The following is a 25,133-nucleotide window of genomic DNA, read 5'->3' on the forward strand; positions in this document are numbered from 1 at the left end:
TCCCCTCACCCGCCCTCGCCAGAAAGCGCCCCCGCCGTGAACACCCCTGCCGACGCGAACACCCCCGCCGACGACAACACCCCCGCCGAACAGCCCTCCGTGCTCTTCGTCTGCGTCCACAACGCCGGACGCTCGCAGATGGCCGCCGCCTTCCTCACCCACCTGGCGGGCGACCGCGTCCAGGTGCGCTCCGCCGGTTCCGCTCCGGCCGACACCGTGAACCCCGCCGTCGTCGAGGCCCTGGCCGAGAGCGGCATCGACATCTCGGCCGAGGTGCCCAAGGTCCTCACCGCGGAGGCGGTCCGGGCCTCTGACGTCGTCATCACGATGGGCTGCGGCGACACCTGCCCGGTCTACCCCGGCAAGCGCTACCTCGACTGGCAGCTCCCCGACCCCGCCGGGCAGGGGGTCGCGGCCGTCCGCCCGATCCGCGACGAGATCGAGAAGCGCGTCCGCGTCCTGATCGAGGAGATCGCCCCAGGGACTCGGTGATGAGTACCGCTGACGGGGTCCGCGTCGCCACGATGACCGCCGAGCACGCGGACGAGGTCCTGGCCATCTATCAACACGGCATCGACGAGGGCGACTCCAGCTTCGAGACCACGGCTCCGTCATGGGCCGAGTTCGACAGGGCCAAGCTCCCGCACCATCGATACGTCGCCCTGGGCGCCTCCGACGAGGTGCTGGGCTGGGTCGCCGCGGTGCCGGTCTCGGACCGCTGCGCGTACGCGGGTGTCGTCGAGCACTCCGTATACGTACGTCCCGACGCCCGCGGCCGGGGAATCGGGAGCGCCCTGCTGAGCGCCCTCATCACCTCGACCGAGACCGCGGGCATCTGGACCATCCAGTCGGGCGTCTTCCCCGAGAACACCGGCAGCCTCGCCCTGCACCGCACGGCGGGATTCCGGGTCGTCGGCACCCGCGAACGCATCGGCCGCCATCATGGCGCCTGGCGCGACGTCGTCCTGATCGAACGCCGCAGCCCCCTCGTCTCCTGACAGCCCGGCACGCAAGTTCCCCGCGCGGCCGGAACACGACCGGGCCCGAGGCGGCTACGCGCCCGGCGGCCGGAACGCGACCTCCCTGCGGGCGGCCTCGTCGATCTCGTCGAGGGTGAGGAGCGGGGTCGCCCGGGTCTGCAGCGCTCCGCTGGCCTTGACGCTCAGGCTGACGGCGGCCATGGAGACCGTGTCGGGGAAGTCGAGGACGCACACGAAGTCGTCCTCCCCGAAGGAGAAGTACATCGCCTCGACGGTCCCGCCGAGGCCGGCGACGACGTGCTCGACGGCGGCGCGGCGGCCGCTCGCGCCCTCCTTGAGAACGCCCTTGGCCCCCTCGGGCGTGTAGCGGGCCTGGATGAGGAACTTCGGCATCGGGGTGCTCCCTGCCTGTGACGTGACGTGTCGGGTACGCGGAAGGCCTTCCCGCCGCCGCCCCGGCCGCCGGTCGGAGAACGGGAGGATTCACTCGTACGACACCGGTCCGGCGAGCGATCTCGCGAACACCGGCCGGCGGCCGGCGGCCGATCCCAGGAGCACCGGTCCGGCGGCCGATCCCGGGAGAACCGGTCCGGGGCCGACCCCGGGAACACCGGCGGCCCGGCGGGCGATCCGAGTCCGGCCCGGTGAGCGCCGGACCCGCCCCGCCCACCCCCGACTACGCGAACTGGCCGGGCCGGTAGTCGCCCGCCGGCTGCTGGATCATGACGTTGGCGCGGTTGAAAGCGTTGATGAGGGCCACGCAGCACACCAGGGCCGCGAGCTGCTCCTCGTCGTAGTACTTGGCGGCGTTCGCCCAGCACTCGTCCGAGACGCCACCGGCCGCGTCGGCGATGCGCGTGGCCTGCTCCGTCAGCTCCAGGGCGGCGCGCTCGGCGTCGGTGAACACGGTCGCCTCCCGCCAGGCCGCGACCAGGTTGAGGCGTACGGAGGTCTCGCCCGCGGCCTCCGCGTCCTTGCTGTGCATGTCGGTGCAGAACCCGCAGCCGTTGATCTGGCTGGCACGGAGCTTCACCAGTTCCTGCGTCGCGTGCGGGAGCGTCGACTCCGCCAGCGGCCTGCCCGCGGCGACGATGTGCTTCATGAACTTGGCCGACACCGGGCTGGCGAAGAGGTTCAGACGGGCTTCCATGTGCGCTCCTCAGGTTGCTTCTCGTGGTTACACCTGATTGACGGAGCGGCCCGGCAAGGTGTGACCGACCTGGATGTGACCTGCGTCTCCTCGCGGCGCGGCAGGGGGTGCCGCCTTCCGCGGGAAATCCACCAGGTTCGGGCCGGGGCGCGGGCGGGCACGCGAGGGGTGCTGTCACGACTCCACGCCAAGCCCTAGAATCGAATATGTGTCCGAAAAAGTGTCCCGCCTGCAGCACCTGCGCAGCGTCCGCGCCTGGCTGCTCTGGCAACTGCGCCGCACCGACGACACCATCGCCGAGCTGGAGCGCCAGGAGGTCGCCGCCACGCGTGCGGCCCGTACGTCGCCTCCGCCGCCGCGCGGCTGGAAGCTCGCGATGCGACGGTCGGGCGGTGGCGGTACCGGCGCGACCCCTGACGCCGTCCACACCGGCGACTGCGGCATGGCGGGGAAGAACACGAGGCCGCTCGCCCGCGAGCAGGCCCTCCGGGCGATCACCGAAGACGGCGTCACGGCCTGCCCGTACTGCCGCCCCGACACGGATCTGGGTGTCCTGTGAACCACGAACGCATACAGCCGAACGACGACCACGCACAGCAGGACGACGACCACGCGCAGCCGGACGGCCGGCAAGCGGCGCCGGACCACGACCGAGCGCGGCCGGACGACGAGCACACACCGGCGCCGGCGCCCGCGCCCATCACCGTCGGCCGCCCCGCCGGCACCGGCGGGCGGCGCGTCACGATCCGCGGGCGGAGCGCCGGCATCGCCCACAGCGACGCCGACGTGGTCGAGTTCCTGCGCCGCGCGGGCCTGCCGGACGCGTGGGACTACCTGGACGATCCGCAGTGGGTGGACTGGCAGGACGGCGGACCCCGTACATACGACACCACCCCTCCGGGTCACGGGGATCACGGTGAGGTGATCGGATGACCCGAAGGGGTGGTGTCGTCGATGTGCGCCCGTCGCGGACGCGTACGCCGTGGACACGTACGCGTCGCAAACGCGTGCGGAAAAACGATCAGCCGGATCCGACGAAGAGCACGAGCAGCAGCCAGACGACCGGAGCCGTCGGGAGCAGGGAGTCCAGCCGGTCCATGATGCCGCCGTGGCCCGGCAGCAGGGTGCCCATGTCCTTGATGCCCAGGTCCCGCTTGATCATGGACTCGCCGAGGTCACCGAGCGTGGCGCTGGCCGCGACCGCGAGGCCGAGGACCAGACCCTGCCACCAGGTGCCGTCGTCGATCAGGAACTGCATGCACAGCGCACCCGCCGCCATCGCGAAGGTGACCGCTCCGAACAGGCCCTCGCGGGTCTTTCCGGGGCTGATCCGCGGTGCCAGCTTGTGCTTGCCGAAGCGCCAGCCGATGGCGTACGCCCCCGTGTCGCTGACGACCGTCAGAAGCAGGAACGTGAGAACGCGGCGCGGGCCGTCGTCGGCCGTGAGCATCATGGCCACGAAGGTCGCCAGGAACGGCACGTAGAAGGCCGCGAAGACCCCCGCCGTGACGTCCTTGAGGTAGCCCTCGGGCGGTTCCGTCATCCGCCAGACCAGGACGGCCAGCGCGGTGAGCGCCATGGCCACCCAGGCACCCTCGGCGCCGCGCACGTACCCGGCGACGACCATGGCGGCCCCGCCCAGCGCGAGCGGCACGAGGGGCGCCTTGATGTCCTTGCGTTCCTGCAGCCGTGACGTGAGCTCCCAGAGGCCCACCACCACGGCGACCGCTATCACGCCGACGAAGACGGCCTTGACGACGAACAGCGACGCGACGATCACCGCGCCGAGCCCGACACCCACTCCTATGGCCGCGCCCAGGTCGCGTCCCGCACTCTTCTTCTGAGGTGCGGGGGCGGGCTCGGGTGTGGTGCTGGGCATGGGCTCCTGCGGGCTCTGCGGGTTGTGCGACGGCTCCCCGTAAGGCGCCGTCGGTGGCGTGTCGTTGCCGACCGAGGGGCCGCTCAGCCGAGCGGCCCCCCTGTCGTCATCCTGGTCTCCGCCATGTGCGGGTACGTCGGGCGCGGTGGGCATGGGCCGAGTGTGCTGCGCGTCATGCGCATCGTACGTGGGACCCGCCGGGGCCGCCCCCTGAGCAGGCCCCTGCTCGGACGGCCCCCAGTACCCGGCTTGTGGCGGCGCTCCCCAGGAAGAGTCGTTCATCAGACCTCGAGCAGCTCCGCTTCCTTGTGCTTCAGGAGCTCGTCCACCTGGGCGACGTACTTCGCCGTGGTGTCGTCGAGTTCCTTCTCCGCACGGCGGACCTCGTCCTCGCCGGACTCCTTGTCCTTGACGAGCTTGTCGAGAGCGTCCTTGGCCTTGCGGCGCACGGCGCGGATCGAGACCTTGGCGTCCTCGCCCTTGGTCCGCGCGACCTTGATGTAGTCCTTGCGGCGCTCTTCGGTCAGCTCGGGGAACGTCACCCGGATGATGTTGCCGTCGTTGCTGGGGTTGACGCCCAGGTCGGAGTCGCGGATCGCCTGCTCGATGTTGCGCAGCGCGCTCTTGTCGAACGGGGTCACCACGGCCATGCGCGGCTCCGGAACGGAGAACGAGGCCAGCTGGTTGATCGGCGTCAGCGCGCCGTAGTAGTCGGCCACGATCTTGTTGAACATCGCCGGGTGCGCACGACCGGTGCGGATCGCGGCGAAGTCCTCCTTGGCGACCACGACGGCCTTCTCCATCTTCTCCTCGGCCTCGAGGAGGGTCTCTTCGATCACCACTTGCTCCTGCGTGTCTTGAGTAGGCCCGGCAGCGGTTCCTCGTAGGAGCCCGGCGGCCGGCTGCGTCGCGTCTTGTTCCTGCACGGTTCCGGACCGGCAGGACATTGTCCATCCCCCGGTCGGGGTCCGTCCCGGACCGGAAGGCGTCTCCGGTCCGGCGCGTTCCCCGTCAGGCCCGGCCGCTCTGGTCGCCCACGAGTGTGCCGATCTTCTCACCCTTGACGGCCCGCGCGATATTGCCCTCCGCCAGGAGTTCGAAGACCAGGATCGGCAGCTTGTTGTCACGGCACAGCGTGATGGCGGTCATGTCGGCGACCTTGAGGTCCCGGGTGATGACCTCGCCGTAGCTGAGCGCGTCGAACTTGACCGCCTCGGGGTTGGTCTTCGGGTCGGAGTCGTAGACCCCGTCCACGCCGTTCTTGCCCATGAGGAGCGCCTCGGCGTCGATCTCCAGGGCCCGCTGGGCGGCAGTGGTGTCGGTGGAGAAGTACGGCATGCCCATGCCCGCGCCGAAGATGACCACGCGGCCCTTCTCCAGGTGCCGCACGCCGCGCAGCGGGATGTACGGCTCCGCGACCTGGCCCATGGTGATGGCGGTCTGGACGCGGCTGTCGATGCCTTCCTTCTCCAGGAAGTCCTGGAGGGCGAGGCAGTTCATGACCGTGCCGAGCATGCCCATGTAGTCGGAGCGCGCCCGGTCCATGCCGCGCTGCTGGAGTTCGGCGCCGCGGAAGAAGTTGCCGCCGCCGATGACGACGGCGATCTGGGCTCCGCCGCGCACGACGGCCGCGATCTCGCGGGCGATCTTGTGCACCACGTCGGGATCGACGCCCAGTCCCCCGCCACCGGCGAACGCCTCGCCGGAAAGCTTCAGCAGGAAGCGGCCCGCGCCTTTGCCGTCGTCGCTCTTCTCGCCGTTTCCGGCCTGGGTGGTGGTCATGGAGATCTCCTCATGGTGCACATACGAAGAAGGCCATTGCCGGTGGGGTGTGTTTGCATCCCATGCTCGGCAATGGCCTCCTCGTCAGATCTGCTGTCGTCCGGCACACACGTATGGGTGCCGACGTACGCGGACGACTGCTGTCGACCCTATCGGGGTCGCGCGTCGATCGCTGTACGGACTCAGATGCCGACCTTGATGCGCGAGAAGCGCTTCAGGGTGACACCGGCCTCGTCCAGAACCTTCTGGACGGACTTCTTGTTGTCGAGCGCGTACGGCTGACCGAGGAGGGTGGCCTCCTTGAAGAAGCCGTTGACGCGACCCTCGACGATCTTCGGGAGCGCGGCCTCGGGCTTGCCCTCGGCGCGCGTGGTCTCCTCGGCGACGCGACGCTCGGTCTCGACGACCTCGGCCGGAACGTCCTCACGGGAGAGGTACTTCGGCGCGAAGGCGGCGATGTGCTGCGCGATGCCCTTGGCGAGGTCGGCGTCGGCCTTGTCCAGCTCGACCAGGACACCGATCTGCGGGGGCAGGTCGGGCATGGTGCGGTGCATGTACGCGGTCACGAACGCGCCGGAGAACTGGGCGAAGCGGTCCAGGACGATCTTCTCGCCCAGGTTGGCGTTGGCCTCGTCGACGAACGCCTGAACCGTCTTGCCCGGCTCGATCTCGGAGCCGAGAAGCGCCTCGATGTCGGCCGGCGACGTCTTGACGACGTGCTGGGCGATCTCGTTCGCGACGGCCTGGAACTTCTCGCCCTTGGCGACGAAGTCCGTCTCGCACTTCAGCTCGACCAGGACACCGGAGGTGTTGTCGTCAGCGATGATGGAGACCACGGCGCCGTTCTCGGCGGAGCGGCCCTCGCGCTTGGCGACGCCCTTCTGGCCCTTGATCCGCAGCGCCTCGACGGCCTTGTCGACGTTGCCGTCGGCCTCGTCCAGCGCCTTCTTGCAGTCCATCATGCCGGCGCCGGTGAGCTCACGGAGCTTCTTGACGTCGGCGGCGGTGTAGTTCGCCATGATTCCTGGAATCTCTCTCGAAGTCTGAAGATCTACGGGACGAACGGCGGGGGCTTTTGGGCCCCCGCCGTTCACAAACCCGAAGGGGTGAGGGGTCAGGCCTGCTCGGCGTCCGCGGCGGGGGCCTCGGCAGGAGCCTCGGCGGCGGCCTCGGCCGGAGCCTCGGCCGGAGCCTCGGCCTGCTCGGCGTCGGCGACCTTCTCCGTCTCGGCGGAGGTCTGGACCTCGGCGTCGTCGGCCTTCTTCTCGCCCTCGAGCAGGTCGCGCTCCCACGCGGCGAGCGGCTCGCCCGCGGCCTTGTCACCGGCGGCCTTGCCGGCGCCGGAGCGGGAGATGAGTCCCTCGGCGACGGCGTCGGCGATCACGCGGGTGAGCAGGGTGACGGAGCGGATCGCGTCGTCGTTGCCCGGGATCTTGTAGTCGACCTCGTCCGGGTCACAGTTGGTGTCGAGGATGGCGACGACCGGGATGTTGAGCTTCCGGGCCTCGCCGACCGCGATGTGCTCCTTCTTGGTGTCCACGATCCAGACGGCGCTGGGCACCTTCTGCATCTCGCGGATACCGCCGAGGGTCTTCTCCAGCTTGGCCTTCTCGCGCGAGAGCACGAGAAGCTCCTTCTTGGTGAGACCGGAGGCCGCGACGTCCTCGAAGTCGATCTGCTCGAGCTCCTTGAGGCGCTGCAGACGCTTGTAGACGGTGGAGAAGTTGGTGAGCATGCCGCCCAGCCAGCGCTGGTTGACGTAGGGCATGCCGACGCGGGTGGCCTGCTCGGCGATGGCCTCCTGCGCCTGCTTCTTCGTGCCGACGAACATGACCGTGCCGCCGTGGGCGACGGTCTCCTTGACGAACTCGTAGGCGCGGTCGATGTACGACAGCGACTGGAGCAGGTCGATGATGTAGATGCCGTTGCGCTCGGTGAAGATGAAGCGCTTCATCTTCGGGTTCCAGCGACGGGTCTGGTGACCGAAGTGGACGCCGCTTTCCAGCAGCTCCCGCATCGTGACGACGGCCATGGCCGTTCTCCTCGGTTTTCTCGGTTGTGCCGCGTGTGCCGGACGGCACTCGCGCCTGACGCCCGCGACGCGCCTTGCCACAAAGGACCGAGAGGCGCTGACACCGGTGGTGACCGGATGTCGGGGCGTGCGAAGTCGACCCGATGACCCGGGTCGCCATCAGAAGTGTACGGGACCCGAGAGGGCGCAGGTGACGCCGCTGTCCACAACCGGCCGGTACTCCACAGATCCCGGCCATGATCCGTCCGATGCGCGACGGTTCCCGCATGCGAGTGAACCGATGTGCGCGTACGTGGCTTCTGCTGGGCCTGGCCGTGACCCTCCTCGGCGCTTCGGACCCGCCGGCGCCGGCTACCGGAACCGGTCCCGGGCCGCGCGCCCCGGCCGCTCCGGCAGGAAGGCACGGGCCGCAGGCTCTGGGCGCTCCGGCGGGAAGGCACGGCTCGCAGGCCTTGTCCTCTCCGCCGGCGGCCGACCCCTCGGTGCCGGCCCTCGCGCGCGCATGGCCCGTGGGTGTCAGGCCGTTCGTCGTACGGGGCTGGGAACCGCCGGCGACGGCCTACTCCCGGGGCCATCGCGGAGTCGACCTCACGGCCGCGCCCGGCGCCCCGGTGCGGGCCGTCGCGCCCGGCCGGGTCTCCTACGCGGGCCGGGTCGCGGGGCGCGGGGTCGTCTCGGTGGAGCTGTCGGGCACGGGGGCGCCTCCGCTGCGGACGACGTACGGTCCCGTGCGGGCCTCGGTGCACAAGGGCGACGAGGTGCTCGCGGGCCAGGTGGTCGGCACCCTGGAGGCGCCGGACCCGCACTGCGGAGCGACGCCCTGTCTGCACTGGGGTCTGCGCAGGGGCCCGGACTATCTGAACCCGCTGGCCCTGCTGCCCCCGTGGCTCCTGAACACCGGTCCGTCCCGCCTGCTGCCGGTAGACGGACCGGCCACCCGCTCCTGACCTGGGCGGACCAGGGCGGCCAAGGGGACGAGAACGCGGCGCATGCGTCGGCGGCGGGACCGGGAGGCGGGCCGGCCGTCGGCGCCGGTGGTCAGCCCCGGACGCCCCGGAGCGCCATCGTCACGGCCGCCTCCGTGATCGCGGAGGGGTCCTCGGCGGCGCCCAGCTCGATGCGGCGCACCGCGGCGTCCACCACGCCCTGGAGGAGCATCGCGGCCAGCCGCGGCTCGGCGTGCCCCATCGCGGCGAGCGCCTCGCCGATCATCGTGACCAGCCCGCCGTGCGCGGCCCTGATCTTCTCCCGGGCCCCCGCGTCGAGTTCGCTGGCGGAGATGGCGACGACGGCCCGGTGTCTGCGGTCCCCGACCAGGGCGAGCTGACTGCGTACATAGGCCTCGACCGTGGCCTCGGGGCCGTCCGCCGCGGCCATCGCGGCCGAGACCTCGGCCGCCCAGACGGGGAAGTCGACCGCGCACAGTTCCTCGACGACGGCCGCCCTGGAGCGGAAGTACTCGTACACGGAGGACCGCGCGAGCCCCGTGCGCTCGGCGAGCGCGGGGAAGGTCAGCGCCTCCGTCCCGCCCTCGGACAACAGGGACCGCGCCGCGTCCAGCAGGGCGGCTCGCTGCATCGACCGGTGCTCGGCCACGGAGGCCGCTCGAATCCTTGGCACGTCAACCACTGTACGGACGCGGCGCCGCGGACGGGAACCACTCCGGCGAGCCCGCCGGAGTGGCGTCCGCCGCACCGGTCCGGCCGCCCGGCGGGACCGTCCGGGCGGCACGGCGTGATCGTCCGGCGCCACAGCGGGACCGCCCGGGCGGCACGGCGGGATCGTCCGCCGTCGCGGCACGACCGGGCTCAGCGTCCGAAGCTGGCCAGTTTGGCGCGGAGCTGGAGCACCGACTTGGTGTGGATCTGGCTGACGCGGCTCTCGGTCACCCCGAGCACGTTGCCGATCTCCGCCAGGGTGAGCCCTTCGTAGTAGTAGAGCGTGACGACGGTCTTCTCCCGGTCGGGCAGCGTGTTGATCGCCCGCGCCAGCAGCCTGCGCAGCTCCCGGTCCTCGGCCACCTCGACCGGGTTGTCGGCGGCGGTGTCCTCCAGCGTGTCCATCAGGCTCAGCCGGTCGCCGCCCTCGCCGCCGACGTGCAGCAGCTCCTCCAGGGCGACCACGTTGGCCAGCGACAACTGGCTGAACACCGCGTGGAGTTCCTCCACACCGATGCCCATCTCGGCGGCGACCTCGCTCTCCGAGGGGGTGCGCCGCAGCCGCGCCTCCAGCGTCGCGTAGGCGCGCTCGACATTGCGCGCCTTCTGCCGCACCGACCGCGGGATCCAGTCCAGCGCCCGCAGTTCGTCGATCATCGCCCCGCGGATGCGGGTGATCGCGTACGTCTCGAACTTGATCTCGCGTTCGATGTCGAACTTCTCGATCGCGTCGATGAGTCCGAACACTCCCGACGAGACGAAGTCGGCCTGCTCGACATTGGCCGGCAGACCCACGCTGACGCGGCCCGCGACGTACTTCACCAGCGGTGAGTAGTGCAGGATCAACTGTTCCCGCAACCGTTCGTCACCGGTCGACTTGTACGACCGCCACAGCTCGTCGAGTGTCGAGGGCGCGGGCGGGCGCACGCTGCCGCCGTCGCGGGCGGCTGGCGGGATCGCCGTCCGGTCGGACCCGGAGGTGTGCTGGGGCATTCGTCGCCTAGTGCCGTTCTGCCGTGAACTGGGATGACCTGGGTGTCCTGTCGGCCTCGTGCCGAGATCGCGTGCCTGCTTCGGATCCTTGTGAGCGTAGCGTGACTGAGCTGTCGCAGTGCGCGAAGAGCGGGCTGTCACCCGCACGCGAAACCTTTCCCCGGGACGTCTCCCGGAGTCACGACGGTCGCCCTGTGTCACCGTCAGGGGTCGCCAACTGCGAGGATTCCCAGGCGTGTCGGCGTTCCCCCGGACGGCCGAACACGCTCGGTCAGCATCCCTTCCGATCACCTCCGACGGGGGCCGCCGCCTGGCGTGTCAACTTCCAGCCGTCGCCGTGTCGTTCGACGAATCCAAGTGCTCGGAGTTCGTACAGTCTCCCGACCGCGTCGTCCGCGCTGGTCGCCGCGCGCCGGGCGATCTCCCCGGTCCCGGCCGGATCCCGCGCCGGCAGCGCGGCCAGGACCCGGGCCGCGTCCGGGTGCAGCAGGTCGCGGGGCAGCACGGGACCACGCCGGTCCGGCGCCAGCTCCCCCATGTCGCCCACCTGTTCGGCGACTTCCGCGGCGTCCGACACCAGGACGGCCTCCCCGCGCAGCAGTTCGTGCACCCCGGCGGACAGGGCGCTGGTGGCCGGTCCCGGCACGCCCATCGTGAACCGGCCCAGCCGCTGCGCGGCACGGGCGGTGACGAGCGCTCCGCTGCGGTACGCCGCCTCGACGACGACGGTGCCCCGGGTGAGCGCGGCGATGACCCGGTTGCGGAGGATGAATCTGCTGGGCGTCGGGTGCTCGCCCGGCGGCAACTCCCCCACCACGAGGCCCTGTTCCGCGATCCTGGTGATCAGCCCGGTGTGTCCGCGCGGATAGGGCCGGTCGACGCCGCAGGCGAGCACCGCGACGGTGGCACCGCCCGCTCCGAGGGCTCCCCGGTGGGCGGCCCCGTCGATGCCGTAGGCGCCGCCCGACACCACCACCCAGCCCCGCTCCGCGAGTCCGGCGCCGAGGGTGGCGGCCATGTGCGCGCCGTACTCGGTGCAGGCACGCGCGCCGACGACGGCGACGGATCTCAGCGCCCACAGCCGCAGGCCGGCCCTTCCTCGCACCCACAGGCCGACGGGCCGGGCGTCCCCGAGGTCGTCGAGCTGCGCGGGCCATTCGGATTCACCGGGACAGATGAAGCGCACCCCGGCGTCCCGGGCGAGTGCCAGGTCGCGCTCCGGGGCGGCCCGCGCGGCTCTGGCCCGCAGCCCGGCCCACCTCCGGTCGGTCATGCCTCTCGGCTGCCCCGGCTCCCCGTAGAGCCATCGCACCGCTTCCGGGGCTCCCACCTCCCTGATCCAGCGCCCGCAGACCTCGTCGCCCGGTTCGACGACCCGGGACAGCGTGACCCGGGCCAGCCGCTCGCCGGCTGTCATGCCGGCGAGCCGATCGCCATCGGCACCCCGCGCGGAACTCCGGTGCGCAGTTGCAGGGCCAGGGCGACGTCCCCGGCGTCGGGCCGGTCGTGTCCCGACAGGTCCGCGACCGTCCACGCGACCCGGAGCACCCGGTCGAGCCCCCGGGCGGTCAGGACCCCGCGTTCCAGGCCCCGCTCGGCCTCGTCCATCGCTCCCGCCCGCGCCTGCCAGCGTCCGCGCAGCTCGCGTCCCGGCACCTCGCTGTTGGTGTGCCAGGGAGTCCCCTTCAGGCGCTCGGCGGCCCGCTCCCGTCCGGCGAGGACCCGGTCCGCGACCGTCTTCGTCGACTCGCCCCGCGCCCCGCGCGCGGTGAGCTCGGCCCGGGTGACCGGCTCGACGTCCACCCGCAGGTCGACCCGGTCGAGCAGCGGCCCGGAGAGCCTCGCCTGATAGCGGCGGATGAGCGAGGGCGGACACTCGCAGAAGTCGTTCGTCGTGCTGAAGCGTCCGCAGGGGCAGGGGTTGGCGGCCAGGACCATCAGGAACTTCGCGGGGAACCTCACGACACCGGCGCTGCGCGCGATCACCACGTGTCCCGCCTCCAGCGGCTGCCGCAGGGCGTCCAGCGCGAAGCCGCTGAACTCCGGTGCCTCGTCCAGGAACAGCACGCCTCGGTGCGACAGGGACACCGCGCCGGGCCGCGCGAGCCCCTTGCCGCCGCCGACGAGCGCCTGCATGGTCGCGGAGTGATGGGGCGCGCAGTACGGGGCGACGTCCACCAGCGGTTTGCCGGGCGGCAGCAGGCCCGCGACGGAGTGGATCGCCGTGACCTCAAGGGATTCCTGCCGGGTCAGGCGCGGCATGATCAGCGGCATCCGCTCGGCCAGCATCGTCTTGCCGGCGCCGGGTGGCCCCTGGAGGAAGACGTGATGCCCGCCGGCCGCCGCCACCTCCATCGCGGTGCGCGCCGAGTGCTGGCCGACGACGTCCCCGAGGTCGTGGCCCGGGTCGTGTTCCGGCACGGCGATGCCGCACAGGCCGGTGGCCTCGCCCGTGCCGGGCAGGCGCAGGCCGGCCGCCAGCGGGTCCGGGCGGCCCCGTTCGTCCGGCTCCTCCTCGGGCACCGGTTCGTCCGCCAGCACGGCGATGAGCTGGCGCAGGCTGCGGACTCCGAGCACCGAGATTCCGGGGACGAGGGAGGCCTCGGCCGCCGCGCACTCGGGGACCACCACCTGTTCGTAGCCGGCGTCCGCCGCGGCGATGACGGCCGGCAGGATGCCGCGGACCGGGCGCACCCGGCCGTCGAGTCCCAGCTCCCCGATCATCACGATGTCGGCGAGCACCCGTGGATCGATCCGCTCGGCGGCGCCCAGCACGGCCGAGGCGACGGCGAGATCGAAGCCGGAGCCGCCCTTGGGCACCGAGGCCGGGCTCAGCCCCACCGTCAGCTTCTTCTGCGGCCAGGTCGCGCCGGAATTGACCACCGCGGCCCTGACCCGGTCCCGGCTCTCCGTCAGGCTCTTGTCGGGGAGCCCGACCAGGGTGAAGGCGGCGATGCCCGGTTCCAGGTCGGCCTGGACCTCGACGACGACGCCCTCCACGCCCACCAGGGCCACCGAACACGTACGGGCGAATCCCATCAGGCCACCCCCCGCGCGTGCTCGACCACGGGTGCGCCGCGTTCGGGGATCAGGACGCCGACCAGGTCGATACGGACGCCGCCCGGCGGGGCTCCTCCGTGTTCCTGGAGCCAGCGTTCGGCGAGGCCGCGCAGCCGGCGGGCCTTGGCCGGCGCGACGGCCTCCATCGGATGCTGGAACGCTCCCGCCCTGCGGGTCTTGACCTCGCAGACGACCAGCGCGTCGCCGTCCCGGGCCACGATGTCGATCTCGCCCGTACGTCCACAGCGCCAGTTGCGTGCCAGGACCGTCATGCCGGTCCCGGTCAGCCGCCGTGCGGCCAGTTCCTCGCCGTAGGCGCCCAGTGCGTTGCGTGCCTCGGATGTCTTCATGTCGGCACCACCTCCGGCACCGACGATGAGGCCGGATCACACAACTTTTGGATCTTGGTGGACGAACGGGTGACTGTGGAAAACCCAGTCACCCGTACGAGTCACCACCCTGCTTCAGGGCCTCAGCCGCCCGGCAGCTCCAGATCGCTCTTGTTCAGCTCTTCGATGTTCACGTCCTTGAATGTCAGGACACGCACCTGTTTCACGAAGCGGGCGGGGCGATACATGTCCCACACCCAGGCATCCGCCATGGACACCTCGAAAAACACCTCACCCTGGACCGAGTGCACCTGCATCTCGTAGTCGTTGGTGAGATAGAAGCGCCGTTCGGTCTCGATCACATATTTGAACAGACCGACGACATCGCGGTACTCCCGATAGAGCTTCAGCTCCATCTCGGTCTCGTACTTCTCGAGGTCCTCGGCGCTCATGGCATGTTCCCCTTCAGCCGTGCGTCCCCCTATTGTGCGCCAGCCCCGAGAGCCCCTAGACGATTTCCGTGTCGAGGACCTCGGGCGTGGCCGGGGGACCCTCGTCGAGCACCCTGCGGAGCAGCCCGGCGAGCTTGGTCGGATACACCGTCTCATGTGCCTCGGTCAGTTCCCGGCACGTCCACCAGCGCGCTCCGGCGACGCTGCGCCGCTCCAGGTCCGTCAGCCCCGTGGCCGCGGTGGCGGTCTGGGTCGTACGGGCCAGGAAGTACCACTCGTCCTGGTCCCAGCGCCTCCCCGCGAACGGGAACGAGCAGATCCGCCGCCACAGCACGGGGCCGAGTTCGACCTCGGTGATCCCGGTCTCCTCGACGAGTTCCCGCAGAGCCGCCTGCTCACGGGTCTCGTCGCCCTCGACCCCGCCGCCGGGCGTGAACCACCAGTCGTCGGAGGGATCGTCCGGCTCGTGGCCGTGGAGCAGCAGGACACGGTCCTCGGGGTCGAGCAGGACGACCCGGGCGACCTTGCGCAGCCCGTCCCGGCCGGGGGCCTCGTCCGCCGCGTCAGCGGGCACCGGCGGACTCCGTGCGCGCCCGGGACCGCCCGGCCAGCTTGGCGACGGGCCCGTAGGCCGCTCCGCCCAGCACGAGAACGGCGCCGGCGATCACGAGGGCGATCATCGTGGGGAGCGGTCCGGGCTGGGACAGGGCGCCGAGCACCTTGAAGCCGTCGGGGCGGGCGAGCATGCCGTTCATGGGCCAGGCGACGGCGTCGACGCGGGCCTTCACGGCTCCGCGCGCCACGGTGCCGCTGGCGGCGTCCGTCAGGTGCGCGGTGGAGTCCAGGGAGCCGCGCCGCTCGTCACCCAGCAGGAACAGCCGTCCCTCGGGGACCTTCACGGTCGGGAAGCCGGTGAGCTCGGCGAGGCTTCCCTCGGGCAGATACGATTCGTCGATCTTCTTGCCGTTGACCGTCAGCTTGCCCTCGGAGCAGCAGGCCACCGTGTCGCCGCCGACGGCGACCACGCGCTTGACCACCGACGAGCCCGTGACCCACGTCTTGTCCTCGAAGACGACGACGTCACCGCGGCGGACCTCGCTGCCGTCGACGCGCTGCGCCAGCACCCGGTCGCCGATCTTGATCGTCGGCGCCATCGAGCTCGTGGGGACGGTGTAGGGCCGGTAGTCGACCGCCGCCCAGGCGAATCCGCCGAGGAACAGCAGCAGGCCCAGCGCGACGGCCAGTCCGGACAGCCGCTGTCCGGTCTTGCTGCCCGCCGGGGCCTTGCCCGTGCCACCGCTGCGCGGGGCCGTACGTGTTGCGCTCTCGCCACCCATAAGCCCGCACCTTACCCAGGGGTACGGTCCGGGGTCAGCCCCCGCCGGATCACGATCGCCGGAGGGCACCGGATCCTCACCTGGAAACGAGCGGAGACCGGATCCTCGCCGGGAAAACGCGCGGGGCCGGCTTCCGCGGACGGATCCGCGGAAGCCGGCCCCGAAGGCCGTGAGGAGGCTCAGTCGTCCTTGGACACCTTGCGCCTGCGTCGCACCAGCACGAGCGGCACCGCGCCCAGCAGGGCCACGGAACCCGGCGAGGTGACCGCCGCGGCCGCCTGGTCGCTCAGACCGGGCTGGTCGAAGGTGTCCGGGACCGGGAGGGTGCCCCAGCGGTTGATGGGCCAGGCCTTGACGATGGCGCGGCCGACGACGTCGTTCACCGGGACCATGCCGTGGTGCTTGTCCGCCTGGTTGTAGCGCGAGTCCCGCGAGTTCTGGCGGTGGTCGCCCATCACCCAGATCATGCCCTTGGGGACCTTGACCTTGAACTGTCCGCCGTCCTCGTCCTGGCTGCACGGGGTGTTCCCCGCGTACACGTACGACGACTCGTTCAGCGCCTTGCCGTTGACCTTCAGCGGGCCGGTGCCCTTGCACTCGACCGTGTCGCCGCCGACGCCGATGACCCGCTTGATGAGGTCCTTCTCCTCGGCCGAGGGCATCAGGCCGATCCAGCTCAGGACCGTCTGCAGGGCGTTCGGGTTGGCCGTGGGCTCGCCCGCCAGCCAGTTGTCCGGGTCGTGGAAGACGACGACCTCGCCGCGCTGCGGTTCGGAGCCGAACCACGGAGTCAGCTTGTCGACGAGGACGCGGTCACCCTGCTGGAGGGTGTTCTGCATCGAGTCCGACGGGATCGAGAACGCCTGGACCAGGAACGTCTTGATAATCAGCGCGAGCACCAGAGCGATGCCGATCAGGATCGGCAGCTCCTTCCAGAAGGAGCGCTGCTTGGTGGACTTCGGGTCCCGTCCGGAACGCCCGGTCGAGGCGTCCCCGTCCTCGGAGCCGCTCCCGGAATCCGGATCGGGCTCTACGGCCGGGGCAGCCGCATCCTCGGGCCTCTCCGGCTGTCCCTCGGGACCTTCGTGCCCAGATCGCGCGCCGACCGCCACATCCCCCACATCCACTCCTCACTCCGTGCCGCCGCCGGCGCCGTATTCGGCGCAGGCCCACCACTCCCATAACGAGCGGGAGTTCCGCAGGGCTCGGGAGCGGGATCAATCCATCAGGATCCGCAGAGGCCACCCTATGCGACAGGACTGGACCGGAAGCCGACCCTCCGGGCGCGTCGGCCACCGTCGAGAACGTGTTCGGCTCGGTCAGGCGGGTCCAGTGCCCGATGGGCCAGCCGATGACCATCGCCCGGCCCACGACCGAGTCCTCGGAGACGGTGCCGCTGAACTTGTCGCTGCGGTGGTACCGGGAGTCCGCGGAGTTGCCCCGGTGGTCACCGAGCACGAACAGACGCCCCGCGGGCACCTTGACCTCGAAGGAGAAGTCCGACGGTTTGTCCCCGGCGTAGATGTAGGGCTCGTCCAGGGGGGTGCCGTTCACGGTCACCCGGCCCTGGGTGTCGCAGCACTTGACGGTGTCCCCGCCGAGTCCGACGACCCGCTTGATCAGGTCCTTCTCGTTGTCGGAGGGCAGCAGACCGATGAAGGTCAGCCCCTCCTTGAACTGCTTGACGACCACGGGGTCGTTCTTCTTCTGGGACTCCTCGGCGGTGAGCCAGCCTCCGGGGTCCTTGAAGACGACGACGTCACCGCGCTTGGGCTGGGAGCCGAACCAGGGGGTGAACTTGTCCACCAGGACCCGGTCGCCGATCTGGATCGTGTTCTCCATGGAGCCCGACGGGATCACGAAGGCCTGGACGAGGAACGTCTTGAGGACCAGGGCTATCAGCACGGCCACACCGACGAGGAGAGGGATCTCCTTGACCGCCGAGCGGCGCCTGCGCCGCTTGATCTTGCGCGCGAGCTTGCGGCGCTCGACCCGGCTGGGCCGGGCGGCGCCTCCGGCGGCGCGCCGGGACCCGGTGGGGAGCAGGTTGTCGGCGGCACTGGCGGAGACCCCGCGCGCCCGTCCGCGGTTACCCACGGGCACCGCCGGCGGCGGGCACGCGCGCGTAGGCGTCGGGACGCGTCAGACGCGTCCAGTGGCCCGCGGGCCAGGCGATCCAGTCGGCCCTGCCGATGACGTCGCCGACGGGGACCATGCCGCCGCCGGGCGAGCCCAGATGATCACGGGAGTCGCTGGAGCGGCTGCGGTGATCACCCAGGAGGAACAGGGAGCGCTCGGGCACGACGACGTCGAAGGGCACCTCGGACGGGCTGTCGCCCTGATAGAGAAATGTCGACTCGTCGACCGCTCGGCCGTTCACCTCGAGTCTCCCCTCCTTGTCGCAGCAGACCACGTGGTCCCCCTCAACCCCGACGACGCGTTTGACGTAGTCCGCGTTCCCGAAATAACCGGTGCCGTCGAAGACGACGACATCGCCCCGCTGCGGCTCGGAACCGAAACGGTACGCCAACTTGTTTACGAGAACGCGGTCCCCGATCCTCAATCCGGACTCCATGGAGCCGCTGGGAATTTCGAAGGGCTGCATCACGAAGCGGCTGACCAGCAGCAGAAAAGCGAGACAGACCAGCGCGGTCAGGGTGATCCGGCCCCCGGGGAGCCACGCGGCGATCCTGTCGAGGAACGCAGAACGCGACCGCTCCTCCGGCCCCGCTGTGTCCGAGATCTCCTCGGAAGCGGAACGGCTGGAGGAGCGGTCGCGCTCCACGGGCTGTGCTTCGGTGTCCATCGGGGCCAGATGCTATCCGGCCTCCATGAGACGCCTTCTTACCGGCTCGACCGGCCGCGGAGAACCGCGGCGGAAGGAGCTCAGTTGTCGCGCTTCTCCTTGATCTTCGCGGCCTTGCCGCGGAGCTCACGGAGGTAGTACAGCTTGGCGCGACGGACGTCACCGCGGGTCACGAGCTCGATCTTCTCGACGATCGGGGTGTGCACCGGGAAGGTGCGCTCGACGCCGACGGAGAACGAGACCTTGCGGACCGTGAAGGTCTCGCGGACGCCGGAGCCCTGGCGGCGGATGACTACGCCCTTGAACTGCTGCACACGGGAGCGGTTGCCCTCGATGACGCGGACGTGGACGTTGACGGTGTCACCCGGGCGGAAGGCCGGGATGTCGGTGCGCAGCGAGGCGCCGTCGACGGTGTCGAGCAGGTGAGACATTGTGTCTGCTTTCTTCGCTGATGCCACAGGTCATCAACGGGAGAGAGGTTCGAAGATGATGCCGTCTCGTCGGGACGGGCGTCGTGTCCCCCTGTGGCAGGGGCGCACGCCGGACGACGGAGAGCAGCGGCCTATTCTTCCACGACGTCCGGCCTGCGCCAAAATCGGCCGCCGGCGTCCGGCTGCCAGCCCAGGATCGAGAGCATCTCGCGATCCTTCTTGTCGAAGGCGGAGGCGTCGCAGCGCTCGATGAGGTCGGGGCGGTTCGCCGCGGTACGGCGCAGCGCCTCGTCGCGGCGCCAGCGGGCGATCTTGCCGTGGTGGCCGCTGACCAGGACGTCGGGGATCTCGCGGCCGCGCCACCGCGGGGGCTTGGTGTACACCGGGCCCTCCAGGAGGTTGGCCATGGCGCCGGGGGCGAACGAGTCGTCCCGGTGGGACTCGGCGTTGCCGAGGACCCCGGGCAGCAGCCGCGCCACGGCCTCGGTCACGACCAGGACGGCCGCCTCGCCGCCGGCGAGGACGTAGTCGCCGATGGACACCTCGTAGACGGGCATCCTCGTCGCGTACTCGTCGATGACGCGGCGGTCGATGCCCTCGTAGCGCGCGGGCGTGAAGACCAGCCAGGGGCGTTCGGAGAGTTCGACGGCGAGCTGCTGGGTGAACGGGCGCCCGCTGGGGGTGGGGACCACGAGGGCGGGGCCGTGGGCGCCCGTCTCGTAGCCGTCCGCCAGCGCGGTGTCCAGGGCGTCGCCCCAGGGCTCGGTCTTCATGACCATGCCGGGGCCGCCGCCGTAGGGCGTGTCGTCGACCGTGTTGTGGCGGTCGTACGTCCAGTCGCGGAGGTCGTGCACGTGCACGTCGAGCTGCCCGCGCGCGCGGGCCTTGCCGACGAGGGAGACGTTCAGCGGTTCCAGGTACTCGGGGAAGATCGTGACCACGTCGAGCCGCATCAGGCGTCGGCCTCCGTGGCGTCCTCGCCGGCCTCGGCGGAGCCGCTGCCCGTGTCCCCGGCGGAGGCGTCCTCCGCGTCCCGGGTGGAGGCGATCTCCGCCCGGTCGTCGATCAGGCCGGGCGGCGGGTCGATGACGGCCCGCTGCTCCTCCAGGTCGATCTCGACGACGATCTCCTCCACGAACGGGATCAGCACCTCGGTGCCGTCCGGGCGCTCGACCACGAACAGGTCCTGCGAGGGCAGGTGCGAGATCTCCGTGATGCGCCCGACCTCGGCGCCGTCCACGGTGACGACGTCCAGGTCCATGAGCTGGTGGTCGTAGTACTCGTCCGGGTCCTCCGGCGCCTCGTCGGGGTCGACCTCGGCGATCAGCAGGGTGTTGCGCAGCGCCTCGGCGGCGTTGCGGTCCCGCACGCCCGCGAAGCGCAGCAGGAGACGGCCGCTGTGGACGCGGCCCGTCTCGATGGTCAGTGGTCCGGTGGAGGCCGGATCGGTGAGCAGGACGGCACCGGGGCCGAGCCGGAGCTCCGGCTCGTCGGTGCGGACCTCCACGGTGACCTCGCCCTTGATGCCGTGGGCACGGCCGACGCGAGCGACTACCAGCTGCACTGTGCTTGATCTCCTGTCGTGTGCCGACGGCGACGGTTCCGGACGGCCGCGGGAGCGCGGGCGTCCGTGGGGGTGGCGGGTGTCCCGCCGGGAGCGTCCGGCGGACCGCCTGGACGGGTTCGCAGACGACTACGGGCCGGGGACGGCTCGTAAGCCCTCCCCGGCCCGAGCCGGTGTTGCCTGCTACGTCAGCGGACGTGGTCCACGTCGACGAGGTCGACGCGGACACCGCGGCCGCCGATGGCGCCCACGACGGTCCGCAGAGCGCGCGCGGTGCGGCCGTTGCGGCCGATCACCTTGCCGAGGTCGTCCGGGTGGACCCGGACCTCGAGAACGCGCCCGCGGCGCAGGTTGCGCGAGGCGACCTGCACGTCGTCGGGGTTGTCGACGATGCCCTTCACGAGGTGCTCGAGAGCCTCCTCGAGCATGCTCAGGCCTCGGTCGACTCGGACTCGGCCGCAGCCTCGTCCTTCTTCTCAGCCTTCTTCTTCTGGGTGATGGCCTCACCCTTGCCCGTGTCCTCGCCACCGAGGGCGTCGAACAGCGGGCGCGCGGCCTTCGGCTCGGCGACGAGCAGCGGAGCCGGGGCCGGCAGGCCCTTGAACTTCTGCCAGTCACCGGTCAGCTTCAGGATGGCGAGCACGGGCTCGGTCGGCTGCGCGCCGACACCCAGCCAGTACTGCGCGCGGTCCGAGTCGACCTCGATGCGCGAGGGGTTCTGCACCGGGTGGTACAGGCCGATCTCCTCGATGGCCCGGCCGTCACGGCGGGTACGGGAGTCGGCGACGACGATGCGGTAGTGAGGCGAACGGATCTTGCCCAGACGCTTCAGCTTGATCTTGACTGCCACGGAAGTGGTGTCTCCTGGTCTTGACGGGGTTGGGCACGCAGAGATGGCCGCGTGGGGTTGCGGTACCCGAGTGCCCGATGGACGCGTCAGCCGGAGGAGAGAGGGGTCCTATGCGGCTGTCGAGTACAGCTAGCCATTCTGCCACATCCCTCGCTCCGCCCGGACCGAGGGTGTTCGAGCCCACGTCCACCGCACGTGCGCGCGCCAGGACCAAGCCCGTGCCCGGACGAGCGCATGCCTGTCGGGCACCCGGCGTTCCCGGGTGCCCGACAGGCATGCGCGACGTACACCGGCCACGAGGGCCTCGGAGAGACGCCGCCCGCGCGCACTCGTGCCTCCTGAATTCCCCCACGTGCTCCAGGGCAGTGGGGGAGGCACGACTGCTCACGGGCCGCACGAACTCGTCCGGCACCCACGAGACGCCGGTGGAGCCCGCTCCTCAGCTCGCGGCCGCGCCGACCACCTCCGGAATCCGGAAGGGCTTGCCGCACCCTCCGCACACGATCGGCGCCTGCGCGAGGACGGACGGAACCACGCGGACGTTGCGACCGCAGTCGCAGACGGCCTTGACGCGGACGCCTCCCCCGGAGGAGCCGTGACGGGCGGCCGGGCCGCGGAACGAGCGGGCGGTGTCCGCGGACGTGGCGGCCGTGTGGGCCTTCAGCGCCCGCTGGAGCCGCTCGATGGTCGGGCGGTAGCGGCGCTTCGCCTCGGGGTTGAGCGTGACCAGCGAGAAGCCACTGCTGGGATGCGGCTCCTCGGGGTGGTCCAGGCCCAGCTCCTCGGCGATCGCGAGGAATCTGCGGTTGTGATAGCGGCCGGCGCGCGAGGTGTCGCGGACTCCACGGGCGGCGGCGATGCCGTGGACTGCTTCGTGAAGCAGTCGCTCGAAGGAGAGTTCGTGCCCGCATGCGGACGACGATTCTCCGATCAGGGACTCTGGCGCGGCAAGATCGGGCAGTTCGGGGTGGTGCCGCTGAATGTCGGCCCACGCCCCTGCCAGCTCTGCGGCGAGAACAGGTGGTGTCGTGCTCACGTAATGAGAACGAGCGGGAGTGCCTCCGTGTTCCTATTACGGGGCATCCCAAATAATTTGCACGTACCCGTCAGTTGGCACTGATGTGAACCGACGAGGTCGGGTGCGCCGATCTGCGGAGAAGTGTCACAGCTCGTACCAAGGCGGTACGTAGTCACACGTACGCCCCGGCGCGTAGACGACATCCGTACGCCGGGGCACCTGTGGTCGGCAGATGCGCAAGGGGCGTTTCGGCCGCTCTGCCGTCCGGCTCAGTACGCGCGGGCGACGACCGCGACGTTACCGGGTGCGTCCTCGGCGTCCGGCACCGACCCGTCCTCGGCGACCAGACACCGTACGGTCACCGCGTGCTCGGCGAGCCTGGCCTCGCCCTCTTCTCCGAGGTCCGCCCAGGGAATGCGCGCCCAGCCGCCGGACACGGCCGCCTCCACGGCCGCGTCGATGGTCGACACGTCCGTCGTACGGGACTCGCGGCGCTCGCGCGACTGCCTCAGCAGGAGCGCCTGGTCCTCCTCCAGGGCGCCGGGGAGCAGGGCGGCCAGCGCGTCGAGGGCCACCGGCTCCTTGCCTCCGGGGATACGGCGGACGAGCATCGCCGTGCCGTTCTCCAGGTCACGGGGGCCGACCTCGATCCGTACGGGGACGCCCTTGAGCTCCCAGTCGACGGCGCGGCGCCCGAAGGGGGTGTCCGTACGGTCGTCGACCTGGACCCTCAGGCCCGCCGCGGTCAGCCTCGCGCCGATCTCGCGGACCTTGGCCAGAACCGCCTCGTCGCCCTTGATCGCGAGGACGACCACCTGTACAGGGGCGAGCCGGGGCGGCACCCGCAACCCGCTGTCATCGCCGTGCGACATGATCAGGCCACCCACCATGCGGGTCGAGGAGCCCCAGGAGGTCTGCCAGACGAGCTCCTGCTTCCCGTCCTTGGAGAGGTACTGGGTGTTGAACGCCTTGGCGAAGTTCTGCCCCAGCTCGTGACTCGTGCCCATCTGGAGCGCCTTGCCGTCGCCCATCATGCCTTCGAGCGTGAGGGTGTTGATCGCGCCCGCGAACCGCTCGCTCGCCGTCTTCCGGCCGAGGACGACGTCGACGCCGAGGACGTTCACCATGAAGTCGGCGTACACCTCTGTGTGGATGTGCGCGGCGTAGTCCCGGGCGTCCTCGTACGTGGCGTGCGCGGTGTGCCCCTCCTGCCAGAGGAATTCGGTCGTCCTCAGGAACACCCTCGGGCGCATCTCCCAACGGACCACGTTCGCCCACTGGTTGATCAGCAGCGGAAGATCGCGGTAGCTCTGCACCCACTTGGAGAAGTACTCGTTGATGATCGTCTCGGAGGTGGGGCGGACGACGACCGGCTCCTCCAGCTCCTTGCCCCCGCCGTGCGTGACGACCGCGAGTTCCGGCGCGAAGCCCTCGACGTGCTCCGCCTCCCGGGTGAGGTACGACTGCGGGATGAACAGCGGGAAGTAGGCGTTCTGGGCACCCGCTTGCTTGATGCGGGCGTCCATCTCCTGCTGCATCCGCTCCCACAGTCCGTACCCGTAGGGCCGGATGACCATGGTGCCGCGCACCGGGCCGTTGTCGGCGAGCTCGGCCTTGTTGATCAAGTCCTGGTACCAGCGCGGGAAGTCGTCCGCCTGGGGCGTGAGAACGGGTGCCTTTGCCATGCGGCCGATGCTACGGGCCCACGTTGCCGGTATGTGAATTCTTGCGCCTTTCGCGTCCGGGCCGCAAACGGGCCCCCGAGACCCCTGGACGGCACGTCGAGGGCGGAGTTACCTGACATACGGGGGGAGTGCGGGCCTCGTGCGCGGGGGCGGAGGAGAGGGGGCCCGGCAGCAACTCTCGGCGGATTGGGGCACTTTCGATGACACCTACGCTCGTGCGGCAGCACCTTCCTCATGCGGGCCCAGCGCCCCGCCCGGACCGGGGTGCACGCGCGCGTGACTGGGCCGAGATCCAGGAGCGGATGCTGGTGCCGCTCTTCGAGGCCGTCTACGAGCGGCTCGAAGTGGGCGGTGGGACACGGCTGCTCGGGCTCGGCTGCGGGTCGGGGCTCGCCCTGCTGATGGCCGGCTCCCGCGGCGCCGCGGTCACGGGTGTCGACTCCTCGTCGCCCGAACGACTGGCCCTCGCGCGGGAACGACTCCTGCCGTCCGAACGGGACGCCGGCCCGCGTCCCGGTGCCCGGGTCGTGTCCGGGTCCCCCCGGGACGCCGTGGTGGCGGGGGCGCCGGCGTACAACCTGGTGACCGCGTTCGAACCGATCGGGTGCGTGGCCGGCGACTCCGAGGGGCTCGGCGCGCAGCTCGCCGAGGCCGCGCCGCTCGCGGGCCGGGGAACGCCCGTCGTGCTTGTCGGGTGGGGGCCGCCGGAGCGGTGCGCCACCTCGGCCGTGCTGCGGGTGGCCACGAAACTGGCCGATCCGCTGCGTGGTGCGGCGAGCTGGCGTGCCGCCCGGCGGGACGACCTGGAGGAGGTGGCCCAGCGGGCCGGGCTGCGGCCTGACGGCTCGGGGCGTGTGGCCTGCCCGTTCGGCTACGCCGACGTGGACAGTGCCGTGCGCGGGCTGCTCTCCACGGGGCTGTTCGACGCGGCGGTCGACGCCACCGACCAGGCGCAGGTCGACAAGGAGGTGACGGAGGCGCTGCATCCTCATGTGCGGCGGGACGGCACCGTGTGGATGCCGAACGTGTTCCGGTATCTGATCGCCCGTACGCCCTGAGAGACCGGTGGGTGGGTCGGGGCCGTGCCGGTGCGTCAGCCCGTCGCCGTCGGACGGAGACGTGACCGT

The 25,133-nt window shown here is 70.9% G+C and carries 30 protein-coding genes and 1 pseudogene; 6 read left to right on the forward strand and 25 right to left on the reverse strand.

Going from position 1 to position 25,133, the window contains the following annotated elements; all coding sequences use genetic code 11:
• Positions 1 to 36: 36 nt before the first annotated feature.
• Together ACZ4TO_RS35210 and ACZ4TO_RS35215 are read left to right on the forward strand one after the other, a co-directional pair.
• Positions 37 to 492 carry an arsenate reductase ArsC gene (locus tag ACZ4TO_RS35210; protein WP_468026336.1) on the forward strand — a complete coding sequence of 152 codons (456 nt, stop codon included), beginning with the start codon at positions 37 to 39 and terminating at the stop codon, positions 490 to 492.
• Positions 492 to 998: a GNAT family N-acetyltransferase gene (locus ACZ4TO_RS35215; RefSeq protein ID WP_382790737.1), complete on the forward strand. Its 507-nt coding sequence runs from the start codon at positions 492 to 494 to the stop codon at positions 996 to 998. Before ACZ4TO_RS35210 ends, ACZ4TO_RS35215 begins: the two co-directional genes overlap by 1 nt.
• A gap of 54 nt (positions 999 to 1,052) precedes the next feature.
• On the opposite strand, the gene ACZ4TO_RS35220 is transcribed toward ACZ4TO_RS35215, so the two are convergent.
• Both ACZ4TO_RS35220 and ACZ4TO_RS35225 read right to left on the reverse strand, forming a co-directional pair.
• Positions 1,053 to 1,373: a GYD domain-containing protein gene (locus ACZ4TO_RS35220; RefSeq protein ID WP_382790740.1), complete on the reverse strand. Its 321-nt coding sequence runs from the start codon at positions 1,371 to 1,373 to the stop codon at positions 1,053 to 1,055.
• 283 nt (positions 1,374 to 1,656) lie between these two features.
• On the reverse strand, positions 1,657 to 2,130 hold the full coding sequence (locus tag ACZ4TO_RS35225) for a carboxymuconolactone decarboxylase family protein (RefSeq protein WP_382790742.1): 474 nt from the start codon (positions 2,128 to 2,130) through the stop codon (positions 1,657 to 1,659).
• A gap of 208 nt (positions 2,131 to 2,338) precedes the next feature.
• On the opposite strand from ACZ4TO_RS35225, the gene ACZ4TO_RS35230 reads away from it, so the two are divergent.
• The gene (locus ACZ4TO_RS35230) at positions 2,339 to 2,689 is read left to right on the forward strand and encodes a DUF6233 domain-containing protein (RefSeq protein WP_385049608.1); all 351 of its coding nucleotides are present in this window, start codon (positions 2,339 to 2,341) and stop codon (positions 2,687 to 2,689) included.
• Positions 2,686 to 3,063, forward strand: coding sequence for a hypothetical protein (locus ACZ4TO_RS35235; protein ID WP_382790748.1), 378 nt, complete (start codon positions 2,686 to 2,688; stop codon positions 3,061 to 3,063). The genes ACZ4TO_RS35230 and ACZ4TO_RS35235 overlap by 4 nt, the downstream gene beginning before the upstream one ends.
• An 88-nt stretch (positions 3,064 to 3,151) precedes the next feature.
• Here the strand turns inward: ACZ4TO_RS35235 and ACZ4TO_RS35240 are convergent, their stop codons facing one another.
• The 5 genes from ACZ4TO_RS35240 to rpsB all read right to left on the reverse strand — a co-directional run bounded on the left by ACZ4TO_RS35240 (position 3,152) and on the right by rpsB (position 7,823).
• Positions 3,152 to 4,291, reverse strand: coding sequence for a phosphatidate cytidylyltransferase (locus ACZ4TO_RS35240; RefSeq protein ID WP_382790751.1), 1,140 nt, complete (start codon positions 4,289 to 4,291; stop codon positions 3,152 to 3,154).
• Entirely contained in the window at positions 4,291 to 4,848 is a 558-nt protein-coding gene (gene frr, locus ACZ4TO_RS35245) for a ribosome recycling factor (protein WP_037625129.1), read from the reverse strand. The genes ACZ4TO_RS35240 and frr overlap by 1 nt, the downstream gene beginning before the upstream one ends.
• 172 nt (positions 4,849 to 5,020) lie before the next feature.
• Positions 5,021 to 5,791, reverse strand: coding sequence for a UMP kinase (pyrH, locus tag ACZ4TO_RS35250; protein WP_037625128.1), 771 nt, complete (start codon positions 5,789 to 5,791; stop codon positions 5,021 to 5,023).
• A gap of 182 nt (positions 5,792 to 5,973) precedes the next feature.
• The gene (gene tsf, locus ACZ4TO_RS35255) at positions 5,974 to 6,810 is read right to left on the reverse strand and encodes a translation elongation factor Ts (RefSeq protein WP_382790756.1); all 837 of its coding nucleotides are present in this window, start codon (positions 6,808 to 6,810) and stop codon (positions 5,974 to 5,976) included.
• 95 nt (positions 6,811 to 6,905) lie between these two features.
• On the reverse strand, positions 6,906 to 7,823 hold the full coding sequence (rpsB, locus tag ACZ4TO_RS35260; RefSeq protein WP_468026337.1) for a 30S ribosomal protein S2: 918 nt from the start codon (positions 7,821 to 7,823) through the stop codon (positions 6,906 to 6,908).
• A gap of 266 nt (positions 7,824 to 8,089) precedes the next feature.
• Between rpsB and ACZ4TO_RS35265 the strand changes: the two genes are divergently transcribed.
• Entirely contained in the window at positions 8,090 to 8,770 is a 681-nt protein-coding gene (locus ACZ4TO_RS35265) for a murein hydrolase activator EnvC family protein (protein ID WP_382790762.1), read from the forward strand.
• Between the two features lie 91 nt (positions 8,771 to 8,861).
• Here the strand turns inward: ACZ4TO_RS35265 and ACZ4TO_RS35270 are convergent, their stop codons facing one another.
• From ACZ4TO_RS35270 to proS, 18 genes and pseudogenes are all read right to left on the reverse strand, one after another.
• A complete protein-coding gene (locus tag ACZ4TO_RS35270) occupies positions 8,862 to 9,419 on the reverse strand; it encodes a TetR/AcrR family transcriptional regulator (RefSeq protein WP_382791276.1) in 558 nt (185 codons plus the stop codon).
• 212 nt (positions 9,420 to 9,631) lie between these two features.
• Positions 9,632 to 10,474 carry an RNA polymerase sigma factor WhiG gene (gene whiG / locus ACZ4TO_RS35275; RefSeq protein WP_385049620.1) on the reverse strand — a complete coding sequence of 281 codons (843 nt, stop codon included), beginning with the start codon at positions 10,472 to 10,474 and terminating at the stop codon, positions 9,632 to 9,634.
• Positions 10,475 to 10,745: 271 nt separating this feature from the next.
• Positions 10,746 to 11,891 (reverse strand): DNA-processing protein DprA, encoded by a 1,146-nt coding sequence (dprA, locus tag ACZ4TO_RS35280; RefSeq protein WP_468026338.1) that lies wholly within the window; start codon positions 11,889 to 11,891, stop codon positions 10,746 to 10,748.
• The gene (locus tag ACZ4TO_RS35285; RefSeq protein ID WP_468026339.1) at positions 11,888 to 13,513 is read right to left on the reverse strand and encodes a YifB family Mg chelatase-like AAA ATPase; all 1,626 of its coding nucleotides are present in this window, start codon (positions 13,511 to 13,513) and stop codon (positions 11,888 to 11,890) included. Before ACZ4TO_RS35285 ends, dprA begins: the two co-directional genes overlap by 4 nt.
• Positions 13,513 to 13,884, reverse strand: a complete 372-nt coding sequence (locus tag ACZ4TO_RS35290) for a YraN family protein (RefSeq protein WP_385049626.1) — start codon at positions 13,882 to 13,884, stop codon at positions 13,513 to 13,515. Before ACZ4TO_RS35290 ends, ACZ4TO_RS35285 begins: the two co-directional genes overlap by 1 nt.
• 122 nt (positions 13,885 to 14,006) lie before the next feature.
• Positions 14,007 to 14,315 (reverse strand): DUF2469 domain-containing protein, encoded by a 309-nt coding sequence (locus ACZ4TO_RS35295; protein WP_003965949.1) that lies wholly within the window; start codon positions 14,313 to 14,315, stop codon positions 14,007 to 14,009.
• A gap of 55 nt (positions 14,316 to 14,370) precedes the next feature.
• Positions 14,371 to 14,889 carry an NUDIX hydrolase gene (locus ACZ4TO_RS35300; RefSeq protein ID WP_468026340.1) on the reverse strand — a complete coding sequence of 173 codons (519 nt, stop codon included), beginning with the start codon at positions 14,887 to 14,889 and terminating at the stop codon, positions 14,371 to 14,373.
• Complete coding sequence (lepB, locus tag ACZ4TO_RS35305) at positions 14,879 to 15,652, reverse strand: signal peptidase I (RefSeq protein ID WP_382790778.1); 774 nt, start codon at positions 15,650 to 15,652, stop codon at positions 14,879 to 14,881. The genes ACZ4TO_RS35300 and lepB (ACZ4TO_RS35305) overlap by 11 nt, the downstream gene beginning before the upstream one ends.
• 179 nt (positions 15,653 to 15,831) lie before the next feature.
• On the reverse strand, positions 15,832 to 16,773 hold the full coding sequence (gene lepB / locus ACZ4TO_RS35310) for a signal peptidase I (protein WP_382790781.1): 942 nt from the start codon (positions 16,771 to 16,773) through the stop codon (positions 15,832 to 15,834).
• Positions 16,661 to 17,749 (reverse strand): annotated as a pseudogene (lepB, locus tag ACZ4TO_RS35315) (signal peptidase I); the annotation flags it as partial. The pseudogene lepB (ACZ4TO_RS35315) and the gene lepB (ACZ4TO_RS35310), both read right to left, overlap by 113 nt.
• Positions 17,742 to 18,458, reverse strand: coding sequence for a signal peptidase I (gene lepB / locus ACZ4TO_RS35320; RefSeq protein WP_382790784.1), 717 nt, complete (start codon positions 18,456 to 18,458; stop codon positions 17,742 to 17,744). The pseudogene lepB (ACZ4TO_RS35315) and the gene lepB (ACZ4TO_RS35320), both read right to left, overlap by 8 nt.
• An 80-nt stretch (positions 18,459 to 18,538) precedes the next feature.
• Positions 18,539 to 18,889 carry a 50S ribosomal protein L19 gene (gene rplS, locus ACZ4TO_RS35325; RefSeq protein ID WP_121786682.1) on the reverse strand — a complete coding sequence of 117 codons (351 nt, stop codon included), beginning with the start codon at positions 18,887 to 18,889 and terminating at the stop codon, positions 18,539 to 18,541.
• Positions 18,890 to 19,020: 131 nt separating this feature from the next.
• The gene (gene trmD / locus ACZ4TO_RS35330) at positions 19,021 to 19,842 is read right to left on the reverse strand and encodes a tRNA (guanosine(37)-N1)-methyltransferase TrmD (RefSeq protein ID WP_382790788.1); all 822 of its coding nucleotides are present in this window, start codon (positions 19,840 to 19,842) and stop codon (positions 19,021 to 19,023) included.
• A complete protein-coding gene (rimM, locus tag ACZ4TO_RS35335) occupies positions 19,842 to 20,453 on the reverse strand; it encodes a ribosome maturation factor RimM (RefSeq protein WP_382790790.1) in 612 nt (203 codons plus the stop codon). Before rimM ends, trmD begins: the two co-directional genes overlap by 1 nt.
• Positions 20,454 to 20,641: 188 nt before the next feature.
• A complete protein-coding gene (locus ACZ4TO_RS35340; protein ID WP_003973401.1) occupies positions 20,642 to 20,881 on the reverse strand; it encodes an RNA-binding protein in 240 nt (79 codons plus the stop codon).
• A 2-nt stretch (positions 20,882 to 20,883) separates the two neighbouring features.
• The gene (rpsP, locus tag ACZ4TO_RS35345; protein ID WP_339131840.1) at positions 20,884 to 21,303 is read right to left on the reverse strand and encodes a 30S ribosomal protein S16; all 420 of its coding nucleotides are present in this window, start codon (positions 21,301 to 21,303) and stop codon (positions 20,884 to 20,886) included.
• A gap of 439 nt (positions 21,304 to 21,742) precedes the next feature.
• On the reverse strand, positions 21,743 to 22,339 hold the full coding sequence (locus ACZ4TO_RS35350; RefSeq protein ID WP_328447656.1) for a hypothetical protein: 597 nt from the start codon (positions 22,337 to 22,339) through the stop codon (positions 21,743 to 21,745).
• A 251-nt stretch (positions 22,340 to 22,590) separates the two neighbouring features.
• Entirely contained in the window at positions 22,591 to 24,006 is a 1,416-nt protein-coding gene (gene proS / locus ACZ4TO_RS35355) for a proline--tRNA ligase (RefSeq protein ID WP_468026341.1), read from the reverse strand.
• A 200-nt stretch (positions 24,007 to 24,206) separates the two neighbouring features.
• On the opposite strand from proS, the gene ACZ4TO_RS35360 reads away from it, so the two are divergent.
• Positions 24,207 to 25,064, forward strand: a complete 858-nt coding sequence (locus ACZ4TO_RS35360) for an SAM-dependent methyltransferase (RefSeq protein ID WP_468026342.1) — start codon at positions 24,207 to 24,209, stop codon at positions 25,062 to 25,064.
• Positions 25,065 to 25,133: the final 69 nt, after the last annotated feature.

Source organism: Streptomyces sp. NPDC028298 (assembly GCF_055565895.1).